Source organism: Salibaculum griseiflavum (assembly GCF_003129565.1).
GTDB lineage: Bacteria > Pseudomonadota > Alphaproteobacteria > Rhodobacterales > Rhodobacteraceae > Salibaculum > Salibaculum griseiflavum.
Genome location: NZ_QETF01000013.1, coordinates 61,487 through 85,104, shown reverse-complemented (window position 1 = coordinate 85,104; position 23,618 = coordinate 61,487). Strand labels below are relative to the sequence as shown.

Sequence of the window (23,618 nt, the reverse complement as noted above, 5' to 3'; positions counted from 1 at the left end):
ACATCCTGCTGTATGCCCATGGCGAACCACTGTTCATCCAGTAGGTTTGTCAGTCTTTGTGCCCGCCTGCTCGCAACAGCATCACAAGTAGTTTTCAGAGAAAAGCTAATCTTATCAACAGAATAGAATTCTCTGACGTGCTTAGGAATCCGACGCACGAAGTAGTAAATGCCCGATTTTTTAAAGGTATGTTTTGGGGATTTGTTCAACGATTTGTTCTACGGTTGGTTCCCGCCAAACAAAAAGTTGTTATTTTACAGATATTTAGACTGAAGAAATGGTGCCCAGAAGAGGACTCGAACCTCCACGTCCATACGGACACCAGCACCTGAAGCTGGCGCGTCTACCAATTCCGCCATCTGGGCACAGATGTCGTGAGCAGGGCGTTTACGCCTGCACGCCGATGCTGTCAACGCGATTCCGCGATGTTTTTGCCGCCGGGCGCGGATCGGCAGCCTTCCGGCAAATCCGCCTTGTTTGTCAGGGGCGCGGGCGATAAACGCAAGGGAGCGATAGCCACGAGGGGTAAGACCATGTCCAATCTTGTCACGATTTTCGGCGGGTCTGGTTTTCTGGGACGATACATCGCCCGGCGCATGGCCAAGGAAGGCTGGCGGGTCCGCGTTGCCGTCCGGCGCCCGAACGAGGCCATGTTCGTGAAGCCCTATGGCGTGGTGGGGCAGGTCGAGCCTGTCTTCTGCAATATCCGGGATGACGACAGCGTGCGCGCTGTGGTGCATGGGGCCGATGTGGCGATCAACTGCGTCGGCACGTTCGACGCGTTCGGCAAGAACAATTTCGACGCCGTGCAGTCCGAGGGCGCAGAGAGGATCGCCCGTATCGCTGCGGAAGAGGGTGTGGCCCGCATGGTTCATGTTTCGGCTATCGGAGCCAACGCCGAAGCCGAAAGTGACTATGCCCGAACCAAGGCCGAGGGAGAGGCCGGTGTTTTGGTTCATATGCCCGGCGCAGTGATCCTGCGCCCCTCGATCCTGTTCGGGCAGGATGACAATTTCTTCAACCGGTTCGCGGGCATGACCACGATCAGCCCGATCCTGCCCATCGTCGGCGGCGACACCCGCTTTCAGCCGGCCCATGTGGACGACGTGGCCGAGGCCGCAGTCAAGGGGGCGTTGGGCGAGGCCGCGCCGGGGGTTTACGAGCTCGGTGGGCCGGACGTGAATACCTTCCGAGAGTTGATGCGGCAAATGCTGGGCGTGATCCGCCGCCGCCGCCTGATCTTCAACATGCCGTTCTGGATGGCGGGTCTGATGGCGCGGATCTTCCGGATCGGAGAGGTGATCAGCCTTGGCCTCGTCAAGGGGCCGATCACCAAGGACCAGGTTCTGTCGCTCAAGGTCGATAACGTGGTGCCGGAGGATGCAAAGGGCTTTGCCGATCTGGGCATCAAGCCGCAATCGATGGAAGCGATCCTGCCGGACTACCTGTGGCGTTTCCGCCCCTCGGGCCAGTATGCGGCGATCAAGGAATCGGCGCGCAATCTGAACACCTAGCTGTAAGCGGCCACGAGCAGCACGAGTCCCAGGATCACGCGATAGATCACGTAGGGCGTGAAGCTGACGGATTTGAGAAGCCGCATCATCAGCGACAGTGCAGCCAATGCGGCCAGGAATGACAGCAGCGCGGCAATCGCGCCATCGCGGGCCGCTTGTGCATTGGCGGTCAGCGCAACCTCCGCCCCCAGAAGCACGCCCGAGGCCAGAATCACCGGGATCGACATCAACATGGCCAGCTTGGCACTGTCTTCGCGGCCATAGCCCAGTCGCCGCGCCGCGGTGATCGTGATGCCGGATCGCGACGTGCCTGGGATCAGGGCCAAGGCCTGCCAAAACCCCATGATGATCGCGTCGCGCAGGGTCCAGTCGCCGGCCTGCTTGCTGGTGCCGCCGGTCTGGTCGGCCCAGTAAAGGACGATGCCGAAGATCAGCATGGTCCAGCCGATCAGCGCCATGGATCGCATCATGTCGTCCAGCCCGGTCAGTTTCAGAGCCAGCCCGAACAGAACCGCCGGAATTGTCGCGATAATCAGCAATAATGCCAGCCGCGCGCCTTCGGTATCGGCCTTGCCGTGCAGCAACCTGGGCAGCCCGAGAAGCGCCCCGCGCACGTCGCGCCAGAAATAGCCGATCACGGCCAGCAAGGTTCCGACATGCACAGCCACGTCGATCACCTGCCCCTGGTCCGCGCCACCCGTCACCTGCGGGATCAGGATCAAGTGACCCGACGAAGAGATCGGCAGGAACTCGGTGATGCCCTGGACGACAGAGACAAGGATCAGCGTGAATAGCGACATGCGGGGTGCCTGATTCGTTTCCGACGTTTCTACATCAGGTGCGAAAAAGCGAAAGCCGGGCAATAGGTCCGAAACGGACATAAAAATGCCCTTTGATGACTGGCGCAAGTCACCGCAAGCGACTATTTCCACAAACTAGGTCAACAATAATGACTTTTATTCTGTTCCGGTTCGGTTTAAACGGGGCGCTCTCGGGGCTCTGTTGGAGGATGGGACGTGGCCGATCAGAAGATGCTCAAGTTTGTCGACGTGGAACGGGATATGCCGGAAAAGCGCGCCCCCGACCTGCGCCGGACCGATTTCCACGAGATCTACGCCGAATACGCGGACGAGAAGGCCAAGGAACAGGCGGCGCGCTGCAGCCAATGCGGTGTGCCCTATTGCCAGTCGCATTGCCCGCTTCACAACAACATTCCGGACTGGCTGCGCTTGACCGCCGAGAATCGTCTGGAAGAAGCCTACGAGTTGAGCCAGGCGACCAATACCTTCCCGGAAATCTGCGGCCGGATCTGCCCGCAGGATCGCCTGTGCGAAGGGAATTGCGTGATCGAACAGTCGGGCCACGGCACCGTGACCATCGGCTCGGTCGAAAAATACATCACCGACACCGCTTGGGAAAAGGGCTGGGTCAAGCCGATCACCCCCCATGCGGAACGGTCGGAAAGCGTCGGGATCATCGGTGCCGGGCCGGCCGGGCTGGCCGCCGCCGAACGGCTGCGTCGTGCTGGCGTGCAGGTGACCGTCTATGACCGCTATGACCGCGCGGGCGGGCTGATGACCTACGGCATACCGGGCTTCAAGCTTGAGAAGGACGTGGTCATGCGCCGCATCAAGCAGCTTGAAGATGCTGGTGTCGAATTCGTCACCAACTGCAATGTGGGCGAGGATATCTCGTTCGATGCCATCCGCGGCAAGCACGAGGCCGTGCTGATTGCCACCGGCGTCTACAAGTCGCGCGAACTGCCCGCCCCCGGGTCGGGGGCCGACGGGATCGTTCGGGCAATCGACTACCTGACCGCCTCGAACCGCAAGAGTTTTGGCGACGATGTCGAGGAATTCGAAAGCGGCGAGCTGAATGCGCAAGGCAAGAAGGTTGTCGTGATCGGCGGTGGTGACACCGCCATGGATTGCGTGCGCACGGCGATCCGCCAGGGCGCCGAAAGCGTCAAGTGCCTGTATCGCCGGGATCGGGCCAACATGCCCGGTTCGCAGCGCGAAGTGCAGAATGCCGAGGAAGAGGGTGTCGAATTCGTCTGGCTGTCCGCGCCCAAGGGGTTCACAGGGGACGCGGTCGAAGGGGTCATGGTTCAGCAAATGCGCCTTGGCGCACCCGATGCCAGTGGTCGCCAGATGCCCGAGCTGATCGAGGGCAGCGACTATGTCGAAGAGGCTGACCTGGTCATCAAGGCGCTGGGCTTCGAGCCCGAGGATCTGCCGCGGCTGTGGGGCGTTGACGGGCTGGAGGTGACCCGCTGGGGCACCGTGAAGGCCGCGTTCACCACGGGTCTGACGAGCCTCGACGGTGTCTATGCCGCCGGCGACATCGTCCGTGGGGCCAGCCTTGTCGTCTGGGCGATCAAGGACGGTCGCGATGCGGCCGACGCGATCCTGGAGGATCTGTCCCAAGGGGCATCGGTCGCCGCGGAATAGGCCGGGTGCCTCGCCGGCCCGAGTGGTCGGCCAGAAACAGGAGCGCAGGATGAAGACAGTCGCAATAATGAGCATCGCCGCGATGCTGGCAGCGCCCGGTTGGGCGGTTGGCCAGACGTTCCAGATGCCCGACGGCTGCGAGGCCTTCGTGACCGTTCAGGGCAAGGATTGCACCGTTAGCCACATGTTCACCTGCGAGGCAGACCCGGCGGGCCATACCCGCCGCGCCGACCTGGATGAAGAGATGATTACCTATGTCGGCCGAGTCGATTCCGAGGCCCAGTGGATCGAGAGCTTTCATCTTCTGTCCGGCCATTCCGAACGCCTCGAATCCAATCCGGCCGACCGTGCGTCGTTGAGCGAGCTTCTGGCGAATGACCGCGACACCTGGGATTTCGTGACCGAAAGCGACGAGATCGGGCCGACCCGCTACACTGGCGAAGATCGACTGACCGGCGAACGCGTCGTGATCGACGACGTGACGCTTCTACGCACCGAATACGAAATCGTGTCGCGCAGCGCCGACGGCGAAGAGCTTTGGCGCGGGCAGGGGCGTGAATTCGTGCACCCTGAGTGGCGCGTCTTCCTTTCGGGGGTCAGCGAGTACCAGACGTCCGATGGCAGTTTCGAAAGTGACGGCACTCCCGTCGAATTCATCTTTCCCGGCGAACCGGGCTTTCTATCCGTCAATCCGAAATATGGCTGTGGCGTCGTCATGTCGTCCTACCGCACGGATTGACCGCATAACCGATCAAGCGCGCCCGAATGGGCGAAACGAGGAGCAAGACCATGACCAAGTTTGACGCCGATTGGGCCGCACAGGAACAGGCGAAGCGTGACTGGATGGCCGAGAACGGCCTGTATCGGCCAGAAGACGAGAAAGCCAATTGCGGCGTCGGCCTTGTCGTGTCCCTTGATGGCAAACCGTCGCGCCAGGTGGTGCAGAACGGCATCGATGCGCTCAAGGCCGTCTGGCATCGGGGTGCGGTCGATGCGGATGGCAAGACCGGCGACGGCGCGGGCATCCACGTGCAGATTCCCGTGCCCTTCTTCTACGACCAGGTCGAACGCACCGGCCACACGCCGCGCAAGGACGAATTGCTGGCCGTGGGCCAGGTGTTCCTGCCGCGCACGGATTTCGGCGCGCAGGAAACCTGCCGGACCATCGTGGAATCCGAAGTGCTGCGCATGGGCTACTATATCTATGGCTGGCGGCATGTGCCCGTGGCGATCGAGTGCCTGGGTGAAAAGGCCAACGCCACCCGCCCCGAGATCGAGCAGATCCTGATTTCCAATTCCAAGGGCGTGGACGAAGAAACCTTCGAGCGCGAGCTCTACGTGATCCGCCGCCGGATCGAGAAGGCTGCCGCTGCGGCTGGCGTCAAGGAACTCTACCTTGCCTCGCTGTCCTGCCGGTCGATCATCTACAAGGGCATGATGCTGGCCGAGCAGGTTGCCGAATTCTATCCCGATTTGCAGGACGAGCGGTTCGAAAGCGCCTTCGCCATCTATCACCAGCGCTATTCCACCAACACGTTCCCGCAATGGTGGCTGGCGCAACCCTTCCGGATGCTTGCCCATAACGGCGAAATCAACACGCTCAAGGGCAACCTGAACTGGATGAAAAGCCACGAGATCCGCATGGCCAGCGCCGCGTTCGGCGACATGGCCGAGGATATCAAGCCAATCGTTCCGCAAGGCTCGTCGGACTCGGCCGCGCTGGATGCGGTGTTCGAGGTCCTGGTGAGGTCGGGCCGCTCGGCGCCGATGGCCAAGACCCTGATGGTGCCGGAAAGCTGGTCGAAGCAGGCCACCGAACTGCCGCAGGCCTGGCGCGACATGTATTCCTACTGCAACTCCGTGATGGAGCCCTGGGACGGCCCGGCCGCCCTGGCCATGACCGATGGGCGCTGGGTCTGCGCGGGGCTCGACCGCAACGGTCTGCGTCCCATGCGCTACGTCGTCACCGGCGACGGGCTGGTCATTGCCGGGTCCGAGGTGGGGATGGTGCCCACGGATGAAGCCACCGTTGCTGAAAAGGGCGCGTTGGGACCGGGCCAGATGCTGGCCATCGACATGGCCAAGGGCGAGTTGTTCCATGACACCGAGATCAAGAACAAGCTGGCCCGCGCGCTGCCCTTCGGTGATTGGGTCGGCAAGATCAACGACCTTGAAACGAAGCTGTCCGGCGTGACCGAGACGCCTCTCTATTCCGGGGCCGAGCTGCGCAAGCGCCAGATCGCCGCCGGATACAGTATCGAAGAACTGGAGAGCATCCTTGTTCCCATGGCAGAGGATGGCAAAGAAGCCATCGCCTCGATGGGCGACGATACGCCCAGTGCGGTCCTGTCCGACAAGTATCGTCCGCTGAGCCACTTCTTCCGCCAGAATTTCAGCCAGGTCACCAACCCGCCGATCGACAGCTTGCGCGAATTCCGGGTGATGAGCCTCAAGACCCGCTTCGGCAACCTCAAGAACGTGCTGGACGAGGACAGCAGCCAGACCGAGATTCTCGTGCTGGAGAGCCCGTTCGTGGGCAATGCCCAATGGGATGCTCTGGTCGAGGCGTTCAATGCCCCGTCGGTCGAGATCGACTGCACCTTCCCGGCCGGTGGCGGGCAAGACGCCTTGCGCGACGCATTGGCCCGAATCCGCGAAGAGGCAGAGGACGCCGTGCGCTCCGGTGCCGGGCACCTGATCCTGACCGATCAGCATCAGAACCCGGACAAGGTGCCGATGCCGATGATCCTGGCCACCAGTGCCGTGCACAGCTGGCTGACACGCAAGGGTCTGCGGACGTTCTCCTCGATCAACGTGCGCTCGGCGGAATGCATCGATCCGCATTATTTTGCCGTGCTCGTCGGCTGTGGCGCCACGGTCGTCAACGCCTATCTGGCCGAGGACAGCCTCGATGATCGCATCGAGCGCGGCCTGCTGGACATGACCCTGACCGAGGCCGTGGCCCGCTATCGCAACGCCATCGACCAGGGCTTGCTCAAGATCATGGCCAAGATGGGGATCTCGGTCATCTCGTCCTATCGTGGCGGGTTGAATTTCGAGGCCGTGGGCCTGTCCCGCGCCATGGTCAACGAGTTCTTCCCGGGCATGCACAGCCGCATCTCGGGCATCGGCCTGACCGGCCTGCAGAAAAAGGTCGAACAGGTCCACGCGCAGGGCTGGCAGGGTGGCCAGGACGTTCTGCCCATCGGTGGTTTCTACAAGGCGCGCCGCTCGGGCGAGAAACACGCTTGGGAAGCGACGACCATGCACCTGATGCAGCAGGCCTGCAATCGGGCGTCGTTCGAGCTTTGGAAGCAGTATTCCAACGCCATGCAATCGAACCCGCCGATTCACCTGCGCGACCTGCTGGCGATCAAGCCGCTGGGCAACCCGGTGCCGATCGAAGAGGTCGAAAGCATCACCAGCATCCGCAAGCGGTTCGTGACGCCGGGCATGTCTTTGGGTGCGCTGTCGCCCGAGGCACACAAGACGCTGAACGTCGCCATGAACCGCATCGGTGCCAAGTCCGACAGCGGCGAAGGTGGCGAGGATCCGGCGCATTTCGTGCCGGAGCCCAATGGCGATAACCCGTCCGCCAAGATCAAGCAGGTGGCATCGGGCCGGTTCGGTGTGACCGCTGAATACCTCAACCAGTGCGAAGAGCTGGAAATCAAGGTGGCCCAGGGCGCCAAGCCCGGCGAGGGTGGCCAGCTGCCCGGCATGAAGGTCACCGATCTGATCGCGCGTTTGCGGCACTCGACCAAGGGCGTGACGCTGATCTCGCCCCCGCCGCACCACGACATCTATTCGATCGAGGACCTCGCGCAGCTGATCTATGACCTCAAGCAGATCAACCCGCGCTGCAAGGTGACGGTCAAGCTGGTGGCGTCCTCCGGTGTCGGCACGATTGCGGCCGGCGTGGCCAAGGCCAAGGCTGACGTGATTCTGATCTCAGGCCATAACGGTGGCACCGGCGCCAGCCCGGCGACCAGTATCAAGTATGCGGGCCTTCCCTGGGAAATGGGCCTGACCGAGGCGCATCAGGTCCTGTCGATGAACAACCTGCGCGACCGCATCACATTGCGGACCGATGGCGGGCTGCGCACGGGCCGCGACATCGTCATGGCGGCGATGATGGGGGCCGAGGAATACGGCATCGGCACCGCCGCGCTGATCGCGATGGGCTGCATCATGGTGCGTCAGTGCCAGTCGAACACCTGCCCGGTCGGGGTCTGCACGCAGGATGAACGCCTGCGCGAGAAGTTCACCGGCAATGCCGACAAGGTGGTCAACCTGATCACCTTCTACGCATCCGAGGTGCGCGAAATCCTCGCCGAAATCGGGGCGCGCAGCCTTGATGAGGTGATTGGCCGGGCCGATCTTCTGGCCCAGGTCAGCCGCGGGTCCGCGCATCTGGACGACCTCGACCTGAACCCCCTGCTGATCACGGTCGATGGGGCGAAGGACATCGTCTATGACCGGAACAAGCCGCGCAACGAGGTGCTGGACACTTTGGATGCGCAGATCGTCAAGGACGCCGCGCGTTTCCTCGAAGACGGCGAGAAGATGCAGCTGGAATATGCGGTGCAGAACACGCTGCGGACCATCGGCACGCGCACGTCCAGCCACATCGTGCGCAATTTCGGCATGCGCAACGATCTTCAGCCGGACCACCTGACCGTCAAGCTGAAGGGCAGCGCGGGTCAGTCGCTGGGTGCGTTCCTTGCGCCGGGTCTGAAGCTGGAAGTGTCGGGCGACGCCAACGATTACGTCGGCAAGGGCCTTTCGGGTGGCACGATCGTGGTGCGCCCGCCGATGCAATCGCCGCTGGTGGCGTCGGAAAATACGATCATCGGCAACACGGTGCTTTACGGGGCGACGGCGGGCTACCTGTTCGCGGCCGGTCGTGCCGGTGAACGGTTCGCCGTGCGCAACTCCGGTGCTCATGTCGTGATCGAGGGCTGCGGCTCCAACGGGTGTGAATACATGACCGGCGGCGTCGCGGTGATCCTTGGTGGAATCGGCGCGAATTTCGGGGCCGGCATGACCGGCGGGATGGCCTATCTCTACGATCCCGAGGGCAAATCCCAGGCCCTGATGAACATGGAAACGCTGGTGACCTGCCCGGTCACGGTTGACCATTGGGAGGCAGAGCTGAAAGGCCTGATCGAACGCCACGCCGCCGAAACCGGTAGCCGCAAGGCCGCCGATATCCTGCAGCATTGGGATGTCGAAAAGCCGAATTTCCTGCAGGTCTGCCCGAAGGAAATGCTGCCGCACCTGTCGGCACCGCTCTCGCTGGAAGACAGCGCCGTTCCTGCGGAATGACCACATATATGACACAATCGACCCGCCAATCGGCGGGTCGTTTCACATGCTGGGACAATCCTTTTGCGCTGCAGGCCGTTGCAAGGCGCTGATTGTAATTGAAAAAACGGCAGGATCTTCTTGATTGCCGCGCGGGGTGAATTCTTTTTTGCTCCGCAATTCTTCCCGAAATCCGACCAAATCGAAGGTCATGGTTGAACAAGCATTAACCCTGCGAGTTCAATCATGCCGACGAGTTACACAGACCAGTTCCTGACCATCGATCCCTACGCGCCGCCGCCGTCGGGTACGGCGATGACCTACTCCGTTCGGACACTCACGGACCAGAACGACGACTCGGATTTCGACCGGTTCGATAACGACAATATCAACGGAATCGACATAACGGCCTCTTACGCGGAGGACTCGGTAACGTTGAACGTGCCGGGCGTCGGCAACGTGACCTATACAGGCGTCACCTTTTACCTGGCCGACGGTTCGCGAGTCTTCACGCCCAATGACGGTCAGGTGCTGCAGAACGGGACTCTTGTCAGCACAACCTGGGTGTCGGGCGAGGGGCCTTTGCTCGCCTCTGAACTTGGACCGCCCTGTTTCGCATCCGGCACGATGATCGAAACCGACAGGGGCGCGGTGGCGGTCGAACGGATCACCGAAGGTGACCTTGTTCAGACGCTGGACAGTGGGTTGCAGCCGGTGCGCTGGCGGGGTGCCCGGACGGTATCCGGATTGACGGATTTCGCGCCGATCCGATTTGCGCCGGGCGCGATGAACAATCACAGGGCCATGCTTCTTTCGCCCAATCACAGGGTTCTGGTCACGGGGTGGCGCGCTGAACTTCTTTTCGGACAGGACGAGGTGCTGGTTGCGGCCAAGCACCTGGTCAATGGGGACACGATCAACCGGGTCCCGAGCCGGTCGGTGACATATCACCACCTGATGTTCGACCGGCATGAAGTTGTTTTCGCCGATGGGCAGGCGTCGGAAAGCCTGTATCCCGGCGATTTCATCCGGTCGGAACACCCGGAAATGCACGACGAAATCACGGCGTTGTTTCCGGAACTGGTCGGCACACCAACACAACAATGGCAGACCGCGCGCTATGTTCTCAAGCGGCCAGAGGCCGAAGTGCTTTGTTCGAGACAGTTTTCGCAGCCGATAAGAGCCGCTGCTTGACCGGACCGTTGGAACGGTGTGAATGGGCCTCATGGCCAGGAAGACTGCATCCCGCAAGCAAGACACAAGCAAGGAGCCGCGCCTGCGCAGGTTGCGCTTGTTCCTGCGCCGCTGGCTTCTGAGGGGAGGGCTGATCGTGCTTGGGGCTACGGTTCTGGTGGTCGGGCTTTTCACGGTGGTGAACCCGCCGACCACGCCATACATGTTCTCGGAAAGCAGCCGTCTGGATGGGGTGGACCATACCTGGGTCCCCATGGAAGAAATCGCGCCGGTCATGGCCCGCGCCGCCGTCGCCGCCGAGGATGCCGATTACTGCCTGCACTGGGGTTTGGACCTGTCCGCGATCCGCGCCGCCATGAATGACGGGACCGGGCGCGGGGGGTCAACGATCAGCCAGCAGACGGTCAAGAACGTTTATCTCTGGCAGGGGCGCAGCTGGTTCCGCAAATCCCTTGAGGCATTGCTTACGCCTGTGGTCGAGGCCGTCTGGACCAAGCGGCGGATTCTCGAAGTCTACCTGAACGTGGCCGAGTTCGATGAGGGTGTATTCGGTGTCGAGGCCGCGGCGGTTCACTATTTCGGTGTCCAAGCGCGGGATCTGACCCCGACCCAAGCGGCGCGTCTTGCTGCGGTGCTGCCCGACCCCAAGGCGCGGTCGGCGGCGCAGCCGTCAGCCTTCGTGCGATCTCGGGCGGCCAGCATCCTCGACGGGGCGGCGACGATCCGCGTGGATGGCCGCGCAGAGTGTTTCGAGGACTGAGCCGGGATTGAACAAGTCCGGCCCTTCGGGCATTGAAGGGAGAATAGCCCTTGCAGAGACCCGTTCATGAACCGCCTCTACCATTATCCCCTTTCGCCCTTCTGCCGCAAAGTGCGCCTGAGCCTCGCGGAAAAGAAGATCGAGGTGGAGCTGGTCGAGGAACGCTATTGGGAAAAGGACCCGGATTTCCTGCGCCGCAATCCGGCCGGCAAGGTGCCGGTGCTGAAGATGGGCAACCGCACCATGGCCGACAGCACCGCCATCTGCGAGTATCTGGAAGATGCCCATCCCACTCCGGCTCTACTGCCTGCAACGCCCGAGGGCCGTTACGAGATGCGTCGGCTGGTGGCCTGGTTCGATGACAAGTTCAATGCCGAGGTGACGACCAAGCTGATGGGTGAACGGGTGTTCCGCAAGGTCATGGGCACCGGCTATCCCGACAGCACCAACGTCAAGGCCGGCGCCAAGGCGATCAAGTATCACATCGACTACATGACCTGGTTGCTGGACCAGCGGCGCTGGCTGGCCGGCGACCAGATGAGCCTTGCCGATTTCGCCGCCGCCGCGCATCTGAGCTGCCTGGACTATATCTCGGACGTGGACTGGAACCGGTCCGAGGTGGTCAAGGACTGGTATGCCAAGATCAAGTCGCGGCCCGCCTTCCGGTCGATCCTGGCCGACCAGGTGCCGGGCTTTCCGCAACCTGCGCATTATGCCGACCTGGATTTCTGATCCGGTTTCGCCGCCTTCGGCGCCGACCCGCGCGAGGGGCTTTGCCCCTCGCGCTCCCCACGGTATTTTCGCCCCAAAGAAGCGGGGACGGTTTGGCGGATCTTAAGGCCCGGCTGATCGAACGGGCGCGGGCCGAAGGGTTCGCCAAGGTCGGCGTGTGCCGACCCGATGCAGTGCCCGAGATGGCCGCGCGGCTGGATCGTTTCGTGGCTGAGGGGCGGCATGGCCAGATGGGGTGGATGGCCGAGCGCATGGGCTGGCGCGGCGATCCCTCGGCGCTCTGGCCCGAGGCCCGGTCCGTCATCATGTTGGCCGAACCCTATACGCCCGATCACGACCCCCTGGAGGTTCTGACGCAGCGCGACCGGGCGGCGATCTCGGTCTATGCGCAGAACCGGGATTACCACGATATCGTCAAGAAGCGCCTCAAGCGGGTCGGGCGCTGGCTGGTCGAGGAAGAGGGATGCGAGATCAAGGTCTTCGTGGATACCGCCCCGGTGATGGAGAAGCCGCTGGCGCAGGCCGCCGGTCTTGGTTGGCAGGGCAAGCACACGAACCTGCTGAGCCGCGATCTGGGCAACTGGTTCTTTCTGGGCGCGATCTTCACCACCGTCGCACTGGCGCCGGATGATCCGGGACAGGAAAATTGCGGATCCTGCACCGCCTGTCTCGATATCTGCCCCACGGATGCCTTCCCCGCGCCGTTCCAGCTGGATGCGCGGCGCTGCATTTCCTACCTGACCATCGAACACAAGGGGCCGGTGGACGAGGAACTGCGCCCTTTGATGGGCAATCGCATCTATGGCTGCGACGATTGCCTGGCGATCTGCCCGTGGAACAAGTTCGCACAGCAGGCCACCGAGATGCGCTATGTCGGGCGCGAGGATCTGCGCGGCCCCAAGCTGGCCGAGTTGGCGAAACTGGACGACGCGGGATTTCGCACCATGTTTTCAGGGAGCCCTATCAAACGGATCGGACGAGATCGCTTTGTGCGGAACGTCGCCTACGCGATCGGCAATTCCGGTGACCCGACACTGCTTGAGGCTGTTCGGGCGCTGTGCACGGACCCGGACGATACCGTCGCCGATGCGGCGCAATGGGCGGTCGGGCGCTTGACCGAACGGAGGTTCGAATGAGACGACTTGTGATGATCTGGGCGCTGCTGGCGACGCCGCTGGCAGCACAAGTGGAGCAAGGCCCACCCAATGCGGAGTTCGAGCCGGCTTTCCCGGCTCAGACGCGCGCGCCCGCGCTAAAGGAGACCGCCGTGCAGGCGGACTGGTTGGTGCGCGGCCTGTCCAATCCCTGGGGAATTGCCGTGCTGCCCGATGGCCGGATGCTGGTCAGCGAGCGCCCTGGCCGTCTGCGGCTGATCGGGCCCGAGGGTGTTTCGGAGCCGATCAACGGCCTGCCCGAGGTCGATGCCCGGCGGCAGGGGGGGCTTCTGGACGTCGCGGTTCGGCCGGATTTCGACCGAACCCGCCAGGTCTGGTGGACCTATGCCAAACGTGTTGACGGGGGCACGGTGACGGCAGCGGCGACCGGCAGGCTCAGCGAAGACGGCACCCGGATGCAGGACGTGCAGGACATCTTCGTGCAGGAGCCGCCATCACCGAACCCGATGCACTACGGCAGCCGCATCGTCTTTGGCCCGGACGGCATGGCCTTCATCACCACGGGCGAGCATTTCAGCCGGTCCGAGCGGCAGCTGGCGCAGGATCTCGACACCACCTATGGCAAGGTCGTGCGCGTCACGCCGATGGGTGACGTGCCACCGGACAATCCCTTTGTGGGCGAGGACGGGCTGGATACGATCTGGTCCTATGGGCACCGGAACATGCAGGGCGCGGTGATCGGGCCGCAGGGCCGGCTCTGGACGATAGAACATGGCCCGGCCGGGGGCGATGAGCTGAACCGGCCCCTGCCGGGGCGCAACTATGGCTGGCCGGTGATTTCCTATGGTGTGAATTACAACCGGAGCAGCGTCGGGTCCGGTGAGGCTGTGCGCGAGGGGATGGAGCAACCCGTTTATTATTGGGATCCGGTCATCGCCCCGGGCGGCATGATGTTCCATAACGGGCGCGGCGGGTTCGACTGGAATGGCGATCTGTTGATCGGGTCGCTCAATCCCGGCGGGCTGGTCCGCTTGCGCTTTACCGAGGGCCGCGTGGCGGGTGAAGAGCGCCTGCTGCGCGATATCGGCCGGGTCCGCGATGTCGAGGTGCTGGGTGATGGCACGGTCCTGCTGCTGATCGACGCGCCTGATGGGGGCATCATGCGGGTGCGGCCGGCGGGTTGACTGGCCATTCGCCGGATCGGGGCGTAAGCAGAGCGCATGTTCGCCGCGACACCCGCAACCAGCCCCGTTCGGGGTATCTTCCTGATGATTTCCGCCGTGACGGTGTTCACGGTCATGTCCGCCTTCATCAAGGCCGTGCCGAATGTGCCTGCGGGCGAGGCCATGTTCTTTCGGTCGATCATGGCGATGCCGATCATCCTGATCTGGTTGATCTGGCAGGGGGAATGGCCGGGGGGCATCCGCACCAATAGCGTGCGCAATCACGCGGTGCGTGGATTGGTCGGGTCGGCGGCGATGGGTTTGGGCTTTGCCGGGCTGAAATACCTGCCGCTGCCGGAAGTTACGGCGATCCGGTTCGCGACGCCCGTGGTGATGGTCATTCTTGCGGCGCTGATGCTGGGGGAACGGCTGCGCCTGATCCGGATCAGCGCCGTGGCGACGGGCCTCGTGGGTGTCTTGATCATCATCTGGCCGAGGCTCAGCTTCGGTCTGGACAATACCGAGGCGCTGGGCGCGATCATGGTGCTGGGGTCGGCCTGCCTTGCCGCTCTGGCACAGGTCTTCGTCAAGGGCATGAGCGGGTCAGAGACAACGGCGGCCATCGTCTTCTGGTTCTCGCTGACTTCGACGCTGGCCTCGCTGCTGACGGTGCCGTTCGGCTGGGTCTGGCCGAACCCCGGTGAGGCGGCATTCCTGGTCGGTGCCGGCCTTGTCGGTGGCATGGGTCAGATCCTGCTGACCTCGTCCTACCGGCTGGCCGATGCGGGGGTTCTGGCGCCCTTCACCTATGTCTCGATGCTCTGGTCCGTCGTGATCGGCTATATCTGGTTCGACGAGGTCCCGACTCTGCCGATGCTGTTCGGCGCCGCGCTGGTGATCCTCGCCGGGGTGGTCATCGTGCTGCGCGAACGCCAATTGGGCAGCAACGCAACCGCCCGCCGCAAGGTCAGCGCCAAGGGGCTGCAATAGGCCCCGGGGGGTTGAAAGGGTGCATTTCGCGCCCCCACATGGTATGAAGAGACCCCATTCATGAGAGAGGAGGTGCTCATGACACGCCATATCATCGACCATCGGAAACCCCAGGGCCAAGCGTCCCGGGCAAAGGCATTCCTGAAGATCGAACGGGAAGAGCGGCCCAGCGATGCGACCCGCCGCCTGCAGCGCGAACCACGCAAGCAGGGGGCAGGGCGGCTGCGGCAGTTCTTGCGGATCGAGAAGGGCCAAGAGGCCTGATCTGAAACGAAAAGCCCCCGGAACAGGTGTTCCGGGGGCTTGGCCTTGCCATGTGGCGCGATCAACTGCGCACCAGTTTCTCGTAGCTTTCGACCATGTCCTTGGCCAGCGAACCAACTTCGAAATTGTAATTCCCGATTTGGCCCACCGGCGTGACCTCTGCCGCGGTCCCGGTCAGCCAGCACTGTTGGAAGCCTTCAAGCTCCTCGGGCATGATGACACGTTCATGCACCGGAACCTGCTTTTCCTTGAGCATCCCGATCACGGTTTGGCGGGTCAGACCGTTCAGGAAGACATCGGCCTTGGGGGTATGCACCTCTCCGTCCTTGACGAAGAATATGTTGGCACCGGTGCATTCGGCCACGTAGCCGCGATAATCCATGAACAACGCGTCGGAGCATCCCTTGGCCTCGGCCGCGTGCTTGGAGATCGTGCAGATCATGTAGAGACCCGCAGCCTTCGCATGCACCGGGATCGTTTCGGGGCTGGGGCGCTTCCATTGGGCGATGTCCAGCTTGGCGCCCTTGAACTTGGCATCACCGTAATATGCACCCCATTCCCAGGCCGCGATGGCAACCCGGACCGGGTTGCGCGCCGAGGCGACGCCCATGTCTTCGCCCGCACCGCGCCAGGCAACCGCGCGGACATAGGCATCGGACAGACCGTTGGCGGCGAGGACCTGCTGCTTGGCGGCCTCGATCTCGTCGATGGTGTAGGGGATCTCGAAATCCAGCTCCCCGGCCGAGAAATGCAACCGCTCCGAATGCTCGCGGCTCTTGAAGATCTTTCCGCCATAGGCGCGTTCGCCCTCGAACACCGACGAGGCGTAGTGCAGCGCATGGGTCAGGATATGCACATTCGCATCGCGCCAATCGACCAACTGGCCGTCCAGCCAGATTTTCCCGTCGCGATCATCATAGGCCCCTGCCATAGCATCCTCCATCAGCTTTGCATTTGTTGCGTCATTTAGGTCCGCTCCGGACACAAAATTTCGCAAAATCCTTGATTCGATACTGATCGCGCCTTGGAATGTCAACAACACTGACGTATTATTACCGCAAGCGTGATGAGGAGGCGGGCCATGGCCGACGGACCTGAAGGCGGACAGGCGCTGTTGTTCCTGACGGATGACCAGCTGCGCAAGGGCATCGAGGCGATGTTCTTCGCCTATCGCGGCTTCACCGCCGATCCAGACCGTATTCTGGCCGACCTTGCCTATGGGCGGGCCCATCACCGGGCCATCCATTTCATCGGGCGCAGCCCCGGCACGACCGTCAACAACCTGCTGTCGATCCTCGGTGTTACAAAGCAATCTCTGAACCGTGTGTTGCGCACGCTGATCGAAGATGGCCTTGTGATCAGCGAGGTCGGCAAGACCGACAAGAGGGAGAGGAACCTCTACCTGACCGAGCAAGGCCGGGCGCTGGAACAGCGTCTCTCGGACGCCCAGAGGGACCGGATGCGCGCAGCCTATCGCGCCGCGGGACCCGAAGCGGTCGCCGGGTTCCGGCAGGTGCTCGAGGCGATGATGGATGAGGACCTGCACCGCCATTACAGGGCGATGAAGGACGCGAAGGTGTGACATGATGAGTGACAATCCGCATTTGCTGGTGGTCGATGACGACGAACGCATCCGCGTCCTGTTGCAGAAATTCCTGGTGCGGAGCGGGTTTCTCGTGACCTCGGCGCGGGATGCGGACCATGCCCGGCGCATCCTGTCGGGGCTGGATTTCGACCTGATCGTCCTGGACGTGATGATGCCGGGCGACGATGGCGTCACCCTGTGCGGCGAATTGCGCCGGCAGCGCGACACGCCGATCCTGCTGTTGACCGCCAAGGCCGAAACCAGCGACCGGATCGCCGGGCTGGAAGCGGGGGCCGATGACTACCTGCCCAAACCGTTCGAACCCAAGGAACTGCTGCTGCGGATCAATTCGATCCTGCGGCGGATGCCCGCGACCGATACCGGCGTGGCCTTGCCCAAGGTGCTGCATCTCGGTCCGTTGCGCTATGATATCGAGCGCGGCGAGATGTGGCGGGGCGAAGACCTCGTGCGTCTGACAGCGACGGAGAACCAGCTCTTGCAGATCTTCTCGGGCCAGCCGGGAGAACCTGTCAGCCGTGCTGACCTGGTTGAGAAGCTGGGGCGCAGCGGTGGGCAAGCCCAGGAACGGGCGGTGGATGTGCAGATCACCCGTTTGCGCCGCAAACTGGAGGAAGACCCCAAACAGCCGCGATACCTGCAAACGGTGCGCGGCGCGGGCTACATGCTTGCACCGGACTGACCCCTGTTGTTCCGCGTTCAGAATGAACTGAGCCCTTGTGCGGACCTGGAATATGCGGTTTTCCTGACGCCATGAGCACTGCCCTGATCACCCATCACGATTTTTTCGATCATGTCACGCCGCCGGGCCACCCCGAACAGGTGGCGCGGCTGGATTCCGTTTATGGCGCCCTGGAGGACCTGGACCTGACCCGCGTGGTCGCCCCGCTGGCCGCCGAGGCGGACCTGCTGCGGGTGCATCCCAAGGCCTATCTTGACCGCATCGCCGACGCGATCCCGGAGAAGGGTATTCGGGCGCTGGATGCCGACACCCATGTGTCGCCCGGATCTCTGGGCGCGGCCTGGCGTGGGGCCGGTGCTGTGTTGCGGGGCGTGGACATGGTGCTGTCAGGCGAGGTGGGCAATGCCTTTGCCGCCGTGCGCCCGCCCGGGCACCATGCCGAAACCGAAACACCGATGGGGTTCTGCCTTTTCGGCAACGTGGCCGCCGCCGCGAAGTATGCCCTTGACCATCACGGCCTGTCCCGCGTCGCCGTTGTGGATTTCGACGTGCATCACGGCAACGGCACGCAAGACCTTCTGTGGGACGAGGCGCGGACCCTGTTCGTCTCGTCGCACCAGATGCCGCTCTGGCCCGGCACGGGGCGGCCCGACGAGACCGGTGCCCATGACAACGTGCTGAACCTGGCCTTGCCGCCCGAGAGTGATGGCGCCCATATGCGGCGGGTCTACGAGGCCGAGGTCTTCCCGCGCCTGCACGCGTTCGCGCCCGAGTTGCTGCTGATCTCGGCGGGGTTCGACGCGCATCACGCTGATCCGCTGGCCCAGCTGAACTGGGAGGTAGAGGATTTCGTCTGGCTGACCGGGGCGCTGTGTGACATCGCTGACGAGAGTTGCGGCGGCCGTGTGGTGTCGGCGCTTGAGGGCGGTTATGATCTGGAGGCCCTGGGCCTCTGCGTGGCGGCCCATGTGAATGTCTTGATGGAGAGAGCCCGATGAGTGACCGTCCCGTCGCCGAGATGAGTTTCGAAGACGCCCTGCGCGAGCTGGAAGAGGTCGTGGGCAAGCTGGAGCGCGGCGAGGTGCCGCTGGACGAGAGCATAGCGCTCTATGAACGTGGCGCGAAACTGCGGAAGCGCTGCGAGGCGAAGTTGCAGGAAGCCGAAGAAAAGGTCGCCAAACTGACGCTGGATGGCGACGGCACACCGACTGGAACCGAGCCGCTGGACGCGGGCTGATCCCGTGACATTGAAAGCGGCGGTGGAGCGCGCCCGTGAGGCGTCCGAGGCACGAATCGAGTCGGCCTTGGTCGGTGTCGAACTGCCGGTGGCCGAAGCGATGCTGTATGCCGTGCGTGGGGGCAAGGGGCTGCGGGCCTTTCTGGTGACCGAGAGCGCCCGGTTGCACGGGATCACTGATGCGATCGCACCCGCCGCCGCGATCGAGTGCATCCACGGCTATTCACTGGTCCACGACGACATGCCCTGCATGGACGACGATGCGCTGCGGCGCGGCCAGCCCACCGTGCATGTCAGATGGGACGAAGCGACCGCGGTTCTGGTGGGCGATGCGCTGCAATCTCTTGGTTTTGAGCTGCTGGCCGAGGCAAAGGGCGATCCGGCGCATGTTCTGGCCCTTGGCCGCGCTTTGGCGCGCGCGGCCGGTGTGCGTGGCATGGTCGGCGGGCAGGCGATGGATATCGCCGCCGAAAATGCTGCCCAGCCCCTGGACCTGGCGCAGATCGAGGCTTTGCAGGCGGGCAAGACCGGCGCGCTGATCCATTGGTCCGCGACGGCGGGCGCCCTGCTGGCGGGTGCGGATACCGACCCGTTGGCGTGCTACGGCGATGCGCTCGGCCGGGCCTTCCAGATCTGGGATGATGTGCTGGATGTCGAAGGCGATGCCGCCACGGTCGGCAAGGCCGTGGGCAAGGATGACGGGGCCGGCAAGGCGACCTTCGTGTCGCTTCTGGGGCTGGATGAGGCCAAGCGCCGCGCTGCCGACCTTGTGACAGAGGCTTGCGATGCCCTATGTATTTATGATGAAGACGCGGACAACTTGCGGGACTTGGCCCGCTACGTGATCTCGCGGGACAAGTGATGAGCCAGCCACCCGAAACGCCCCTGTTGGACAAAGTCCGGATTCCGGCGGACCTGAAAGGTCTTTCCGACGCCCAGCTGCGGCAGGTTGCAGATGAGCTGCGGACCGAAACCATCGCCGCCGTAAGCGAGACCGGAGGGCACCTGGGCGCGGGACTAGGCGTTGTGGAACTGACCGTGGCGCTGCATTCGGTCTTCGATACGCCGAAGGACAAGGTGATCTGGGATGTCAGCCACCAGTGCTATCCGCACAAGATCCTGACCGGGCGCCGCGACCGCATCCGCACCCTGCGCCAGAAGGACGGCCTGTCGGGGTTCACCAAGCGCAGCGAGTCACCTTACGACCCGTTCGGCGCCGCGCATTCCAGCACGTCCATCAGTGCCGCGTTGGGCTTTTCCGTGGCCCGCGACCTCGGGGGTGCCGGCGGTGACGCGATCGCCGTGATCGGTGACGGCGCAATGAGTGCCGGCATGGCCTTCGAGGCGATGAACAATGCCGGCCACCTGGGTAAACGGTTGATCGTGATCCTGAACGACAACGAGATGTCGATTGCCCCGCCGGTGGGGGCGATGTCGTCCTACCTGTCGCAACTCTATGCCGGCGCGCCTTTCCAGGACCTGAAAGCCGCGGCCAAGGGCGCGGTGTCCTTCCTGCCGCCGCCCCTGCAAGAAGGCGCGCGGCGGGCCAAGGATTTGCTGAAGCACATGACCGTGGGCGGCACGATGTTCGAGGCGCTGGGCTTTTCCTATGTGGGTCCGATCGACGGGCACGACATGGACAGCCTTCTTTCGGTACTGCGCACGGTCAAGGCACGCGCCACCGGGCCGATCCTGATTCATGCGATCACCAAGAAGGGCAAGGGCTATGCCCCGGCCGAAAGTGCCCAGGACAAGGGTCATGCGACTGCCAAGTTCGACATGATCACGGGCCAGCAGAAGAAGGCCCCGTCGAACGCGCCCAGCTATACGAGTGTCTTTTCCGAGGCGCTGATCAAACAGGCCGACGCCGACGACAAGATCGTCGCTGTGACGGCGGCGATGCCCGACGGGACCGGTCTGGCCCGGTTCATGGAGCGCTATGCCAGCCGCTGTTTCGACGTGGGCATCGCCGAACAGCACGCCGTAACATTCGCCGCCGGGTTGGCCGCCGGCGGGATGAAGCCGTTCTGCGCGCTCTATTCCACCTTCCTGCAACGCGGCTACGACCAGGTGGTGCATGATGTGGCGATCCAGCGCCTGCCGGTGCGCTTCGCCATCGACCGCGCCGGGCTGGTCGGCGCGGACGGGGCGACCCATGCCGGGTCGTTCGATATCGGATTCCTGTCGAACCTGCCGGGCTTTACCGTGATGGCCGCGGCGGACGAGGCGGAGCTGGTGCGGATGGTGGCCACGGCCGCGTCCCATGATGACGGCCCCATCGCCTTCCGCTTTCCGCGGGGCGAGGGGGTCGGGGTCGAGATCCCCGAGGATGCGCAGCCGCTGGAGATCGGCAAGGGTCGCATCATGCAGCAGGGCAAGGGCATCGCGATCCTGTCCTTCGGCACCCGCCTGGCCGAGGTCGAAAAGGCCTGCGAGTCGCTGGGCGGGAAGGGGATTACGCCCACGGTGGCCGATGCCCGTTTCGCCAAGCCCCTGGATCGTGACCTGATCCTGAAACTGGCGGCCGATCATGACGCCCTTATCACCATCGAGGAAGGTGCCATCGGCGGCTTCGGTTCGCATGTGGCGCAGCTTCTTGCCGAGGAAGGCGTGTTCGACCACGGGTTGAAGTTCCGGTCCATGGTGTTGCCCGATATCTTTATCGACCAGGCCAGCCCGCGCGACATGTATGACGTCGCCGGCATGAATGCCGAACATATCGAAGCCAAGGTTCTGGACGTGCTGGGCGTGGACGTGATCGGCAAACGGGCGTGATCCGATTGTGCGGCTGCGCCGCGCAGGTTTCCCTGAGACATCTTGAGCGCACAACGCCGTTGGTCCGGCGGGCTCGGCCCATGGGCCTGTGCCGTGAGTTTATTCGCCAAGATGAAGGGGCCGGTCAGCCCTTGTCCGATAGTCGCCGTTCGATTGCGTCGAGCCGTTTGAGCACTTCGTCCCGATAGGTATCTGTCGCGGCATCGGCTTCTTCGTGGTGGGCGTCCTGCATCGAGTTGACGATCAGGCCGACCAGAAGGTTCACGACCGCGAAGGTTGTCAGCAGGATGAAGGGGACGAAGAAGACCCAGGCATAGGGGTAGACCTCCATCACCGGGCGCACGATGCCCATGGACCAGCTTTCAAGCGTCATGATCTGGAACAGGGAATAGGCCGAGAGGCCCAGGGTTCCGAACCAGTCGGGGAAGGCATCGGAGAAGAGCTTGGTCGAGATGACCGAGCCGATATAGAAGATCAGCGCCATCAGAAGGAAGACGCTGCCCATGCCGGGCAGCGCGGTGATGAAGCCTTCGACCACCCGGCGCAGGCGCGGTGCGGCCGAAACCACGCGCAGCACCCGAAGGATACGCAGGGCGCGTAGCACGGAAAGGGTCTGTGCCGCCGGAATCAGGGCGATACCGACGATCACGAAGTCGAATATATTCCAGCCCGAGGCGAAGAACCGGAGCCGGTAGGCGAACAGCTTGGCCACGATCTCGATCACGAAGATCACAAGGCACAACGTATCCAGCGCGTAGATCACCGACCCCCATTGCGCCATCACCCGGTCCGATGTTTCCAGGCCGAGGATGATGGCGTTGAAGATGATCACGCCGATGATGAAATTTCGGAAGAACGGGCCGTCGATAAACAGGCTGGTTTTGTGTCTCAGGGTCATGATGGGCTTTTCAAATAGGACGGGCTAAACGGTCTTGGACGAGGCGGATTCCTGGGTCAGCAAGCTCTCAAGTCCGGTTCGGTAGTCGGGGTAGAGCAGTTCGACCCCGAGTTCGGACTTGATCCTGTCGTTTCGGACCTTCTTCGACTCGGCATAGAAGCTGCGGGCCATGGGCGACATCTGGGCCTTGTCGAAATCGACGGCTGGCGGTTCCGGCAGATCAAGCAGCTGCGCCGCGTGTGAAATCACGTCCTGCGGCGGCGCCGGGTCGTCGTCGCAGACATTGTAGACCGCGCCGGGGTTCGGGCGGTGCATCGAGGCGTCGAGCACTTGTGCGATATCCTCGACATGGATGCGGGAAAAGACCTGCCCGGGCTTGATGATGCGGCGCGCGGTGCCGTTGCGCACCTTGGCGAATGGGCCTCGGCCGGGCCCGTAGATACCGGCGAGCCGGAATATATGCAGTGGAAGGCCCTGTTCGGCCCATTGCGCCTCGGCTTCGACCCTGCGCTGGCCGCGCTCGGTTCCCGGCGTCAGCGGTGTTGTTTCGTCCACCCAGTCACCGCCATGATCGCCATAGACCCCGGTGGTGGACAGGTAGCCGACCCAGTCGAACTGCGCCGCGCGTGCGCGCAGGGTATCCCCCATAAGCTCCAGGGTCGGATCGCCGGACCCGGTCGGGCCGGTCGAGACCAAAAGGTGCGTCGCGCCCTCCAGCGCGGCTTCGATTGCGCGGCGGTCCCATTGCAGTGGCGTAACCCCTTCGGCGCGCAACATGTCGGCCTTGTCCGGGTCGCGGGTGGTGCCAAACACGGTCCAGCCCCGCGGCACCAGCCTGCGCGAGAGTGCCCGCGCTGAATACCCGTGGCCGAATGAGATGAGCTTTGCCATGCGTTCTAGGTGGGACAAGGCGGCCACCGTGGCAAGGGCCATT

The 23,618-nt window shown here is 63.2% G+C and carries 23 protein-coding genes and 1 tRNA gene; 17 read left to right on the top strand and 7 right to left on the bottom strand.

Features of this window, described 5'->3' with window-relative positions:
• Together DFK10_RS16760 and DFK10_RS11870 are read right to left on the bottom strand one after the other, a co-directional pair.
• Positions 1-209: DUF6538 domain-containing protein (locus DFK10_RS16760; RefSeq protein ID WP_408005591.1), on the bottom strand; the 209-nt coding region annotated here is incomplete at its 3' end.
• A gap of 69 nt (positions 210-278) precedes the next feature.
• Positions 279-365, bottom strand: a tRNA-Leu gene (locus DFK10_RS11870).
• A 168-nt stretch (positions 366-533) separates the two neighbouring features.
• Between DFK10_RS11870 and DFK10_RS11865 the strand changes: the two genes are divergently transcribed.
• On the top strand, positions 534-1,514 hold the full coding sequence (locus DFK10_RS11865; RefSeq protein WP_109389243.1) for a complex I NDUFA9 subunit family protein: 981 nt from the start codon (positions 534-536) through the stop codon (positions 1,512-1,514).
• Here DFK10_RS11865 and DFK10_RS11860 read toward each other — a convergent pair.
• Positions 1,511-2,314 (bottom strand): undecaprenyl-diphosphate phosphatase, encoded by an 804-nt coding sequence (locus tag DFK10_RS11860; protein WP_109389252.1) that lies wholly within the window; start codon positions 2,312-2,314, stop codon positions 1,511-1,513. The two genes, DFK10_RS11865 and DFK10_RS11860, sit on opposite strands and share 4 nt — an antisense overlap.
• Before the next feature lie 216 nt (positions 2,315-2,530).
• On the opposite strand from DFK10_RS11860, the gene DFK10_RS11855 reads away from it, so the two are divergent.
• From DFK10_RS11855 to gltB, 3 genes are read left to right on the top strand one after another with little or no spacing between them, the layout of a single operon-like run.
• The gene (locus tag DFK10_RS11855; RefSeq protein WP_109389242.1) at positions 2,531-3,964 is read left to right on the top strand and encodes an NAD(P)-dependent oxidoreductase; all 1,434 of its coding nucleotides are present in this window, start codon (positions 2,531-2,533) and stop codon (positions 3,962-3,964) included.
• Positions 3,965-4,013: 49 nt separating this feature from the next.
• Positions 4,014-4,703: a hypothetical protein gene (locus DFK10_RS11850; protein ID WP_109389241.1), complete on the top strand. Its 690-nt coding sequence runs from the start codon at positions 4,014-4,016 to the stop codon at positions 4,701-4,703.
• 50 nt (positions 4,704-4,753) lie between these two features.
• On the top strand, positions 4,754-9,292 hold the full coding sequence (gene gltB, locus DFK10_RS11845; RefSeq protein WP_109389240.1) for a glutamate synthase large subunit: 4,539 nt from the start codon (positions 4,754-4,756) through the stop codon (positions 9,290-9,292).
• 42 nt (positions 9,293-9,334) lie between these two features.
• Here gltB and DFK10_RS16510 read toward each other — a convergent pair whose 3' ends face one another.
• Positions 9,335-9,484, bottom strand: a complete 150-nt coding sequence (locus tag DFK10_RS16510) for a hypothetical protein (protein ID WP_217810143.1) — start codon at positions 9,482-9,484, stop codon at positions 9,335-9,337.
• A 33-nt stretch (positions 9,485-9,517) separates the two neighbouring features.
• On the opposite strand from DFK10_RS16510, the gene DFK10_RS11840 reads away from it, so the two are divergent.
• The 7 genes from DFK10_RS11840 (at position 9,518) to DFK10_RS11810 (ending at position 15,489) form a co-directional block, all read left to right on the top strand.
• Entirely contained in the window at positions 9,518-10,465 is a 948-nt protein-coding gene (locus DFK10_RS11840) for a Hint domain-containing protein (RefSeq protein ID WP_109389239.1), read from the top strand.
• 31 nt (positions 10,466-10,496) lie between these two features.
• Positions 10,497-11,225, top strand: a complete 729-nt coding sequence (gene mtgA / locus DFK10_RS11835) for a monofunctional biosynthetic peptidoglycan transglycosylase (protein ID WP_109389251.1) — start codon at positions 10,497-10,499, stop codon at positions 11,223-11,225.
• A 66-nt stretch (positions 11,226-11,291) separates the two neighbouring features.
• The gene (gene fzlA, locus DFK10_RS11830; RefSeq protein WP_109389238.1) at positions 11,292-11,957 is read left to right on the top strand and encodes an FtsZ-binding protein FzlA; all 666 of its coding nucleotides are present in this window, start codon (positions 11,292-11,294) and stop codon (positions 11,955-11,957) included.
• A gap of 92 nt (positions 11,958-12,049) precedes the next feature.
• The gene (gene queG / locus DFK10_RS11825) at positions 12,050-13,093 is read left to right on the top strand and encodes a tRNA epoxyqueuosine(34) reductase QueG (protein WP_109389237.1); all 1,044 of its coding nucleotides are present in this window, start codon (positions 12,050-12,052) and stop codon (positions 13,091-13,093) included.
• Positions 13,090-14,256: a PQQ-dependent sugar dehydrogenase gene (locus DFK10_RS11820; RefSeq protein ID WP_109389236.1), complete on the top strand. Its 1,167-nt coding sequence runs from the start codon at positions 13,090-13,092 to the stop codon at positions 14,254-14,256. The genes queG and DFK10_RS11820 overlap by 4 nt, the downstream gene beginning before the upstream one ends.
• A gap of 36 nt (positions 14,257-14,292) precedes the next feature.
• The gene (locus tag DFK10_RS11815) at positions 14,293-15,225 is read left to right on the top strand and encodes a DMT family transporter (RefSeq protein ID WP_109389235.1); all 933 of its coding nucleotides are present in this window, start codon (positions 14,293-14,295) and stop codon (positions 15,223-15,225) included.
• Positions 15,226-15,303: 78 nt separating this feature from the next.
• Positions 15,304-15,489, top strand: coding sequence for a hypothetical protein (locus DFK10_RS11810; RefSeq protein WP_109389234.1), 186 nt, complete (start codon positions 15,304-15,306; stop codon positions 15,487-15,489).
• 61 nt (positions 15,490-15,550) lie between these two features.
• Here DFK10_RS11810 and DFK10_RS11805 read toward each other — a convergent pair whose 3' ends face one another.
• On the bottom strand, positions 15,551-16,420 hold the full coding sequence (locus tag DFK10_RS11805; RefSeq protein ID WP_109389250.1) for a branched-chain amino acid aminotransferase: 870 nt from the start codon (positions 16,418-16,420) through the stop codon (positions 15,551-15,553).
• Between the two features lie 150 nt (positions 16,421-16,570).
• On the opposite strand from DFK10_RS11805, the gene DFK10_RS11800 reads away from it, so the two are divergent.
• The 6 genes from DFK10_RS11800 (at position 16,571) to dxs (ending at position 21,786) form a co-directional block, all read left to right on the top strand.
• Complete coding sequence (locus tag DFK10_RS11800; RefSeq protein ID WP_109389233.1) at positions 16,571-17,071, top strand: MarR family winged helix-turn-helix transcriptional regulator; 501 nt, start codon at positions 16,571-16,573, stop codon at positions 17,069-17,071.
• Position 17,072: 1 nt separating this feature from the next.
• Positions 17,073-17,774, top strand: coding sequence for a response regulator (locus DFK10_RS11795; RefSeq protein ID WP_109389232.1), 702 nt, complete (start codon positions 17,073-17,075; stop codon positions 17,772-17,774).
• A 71-nt stretch (positions 17,775-17,845) separates the two neighbouring features.
• Positions 17,846-18,772 (top strand): histone deacetylase family protein, encoded by a 927-nt coding sequence (locus tag DFK10_RS11790; protein ID WP_109389231.1) that lies wholly within the window; start codon positions 17,846-17,848, stop codon positions 18,770-18,772.
• Positions 18,769-19,011, top strand: a complete 243-nt coding sequence (locus tag DFK10_RS11785) for an exodeoxyribonuclease VII small subunit (RefSeq protein ID WP_109389230.1) — start codon at positions 18,769-18,771, stop codon at positions 19,009-19,011. The genes DFK10_RS11790 and DFK10_RS11785 overlap by 4 nt, the downstream gene beginning before the upstream one ends.
• Positions 18,965-19,873, top strand: coding sequence for a polyprenyl synthetase family protein (locus tag DFK10_RS11780; RefSeq protein WP_109389229.1), 909 nt, complete (start codon positions 18,965-18,967; stop codon positions 19,871-19,873). The genes DFK10_RS11785 and DFK10_RS11780 overlap by 47 nt, the downstream gene beginning before the upstream one ends.
• Positions 19,873-21,786, top strand: a complete 1,914-nt coding sequence (dxs, locus tag DFK10_RS11775) for a 1-deoxy-D-xylulose-5-phosphate synthase (RefSeq protein WP_109389228.1) — start codon at positions 19,873-19,875, stop codon at positions 21,784-21,786. Before DFK10_RS11780 ends, dxs begins: the two co-directional genes overlap by 1 nt.
• A gap of 124 nt (positions 21,787-21,910) precedes the next feature.
• On the opposite strand, the gene DFK10_RS11770 is transcribed toward dxs, so the two are convergent.
• On the bottom strand, positions 21,911-22,684 hold the full coding sequence (locus DFK10_RS11770) for an ion transporter (protein WP_109389227.1): 774 nt from the start codon (positions 22,682-22,684) through the stop codon (positions 21,911-21,913).
• A 24-nt stretch (positions 22,685-22,708) separates the two neighbouring features.
• The gene (locus DFK10_RS11765; protein ID WP_109389249.1) at positions 22,709-23,575 is read right to left on the bottom strand and encodes an SDR family oxidoreductase; all 867 of its coding nucleotides are present in this window, start codon (positions 23,573-23,575) and stop codon (positions 22,709-22,711) included.
• Positions 23,576-23,618 lie beyond the last annotated feature (43 nt).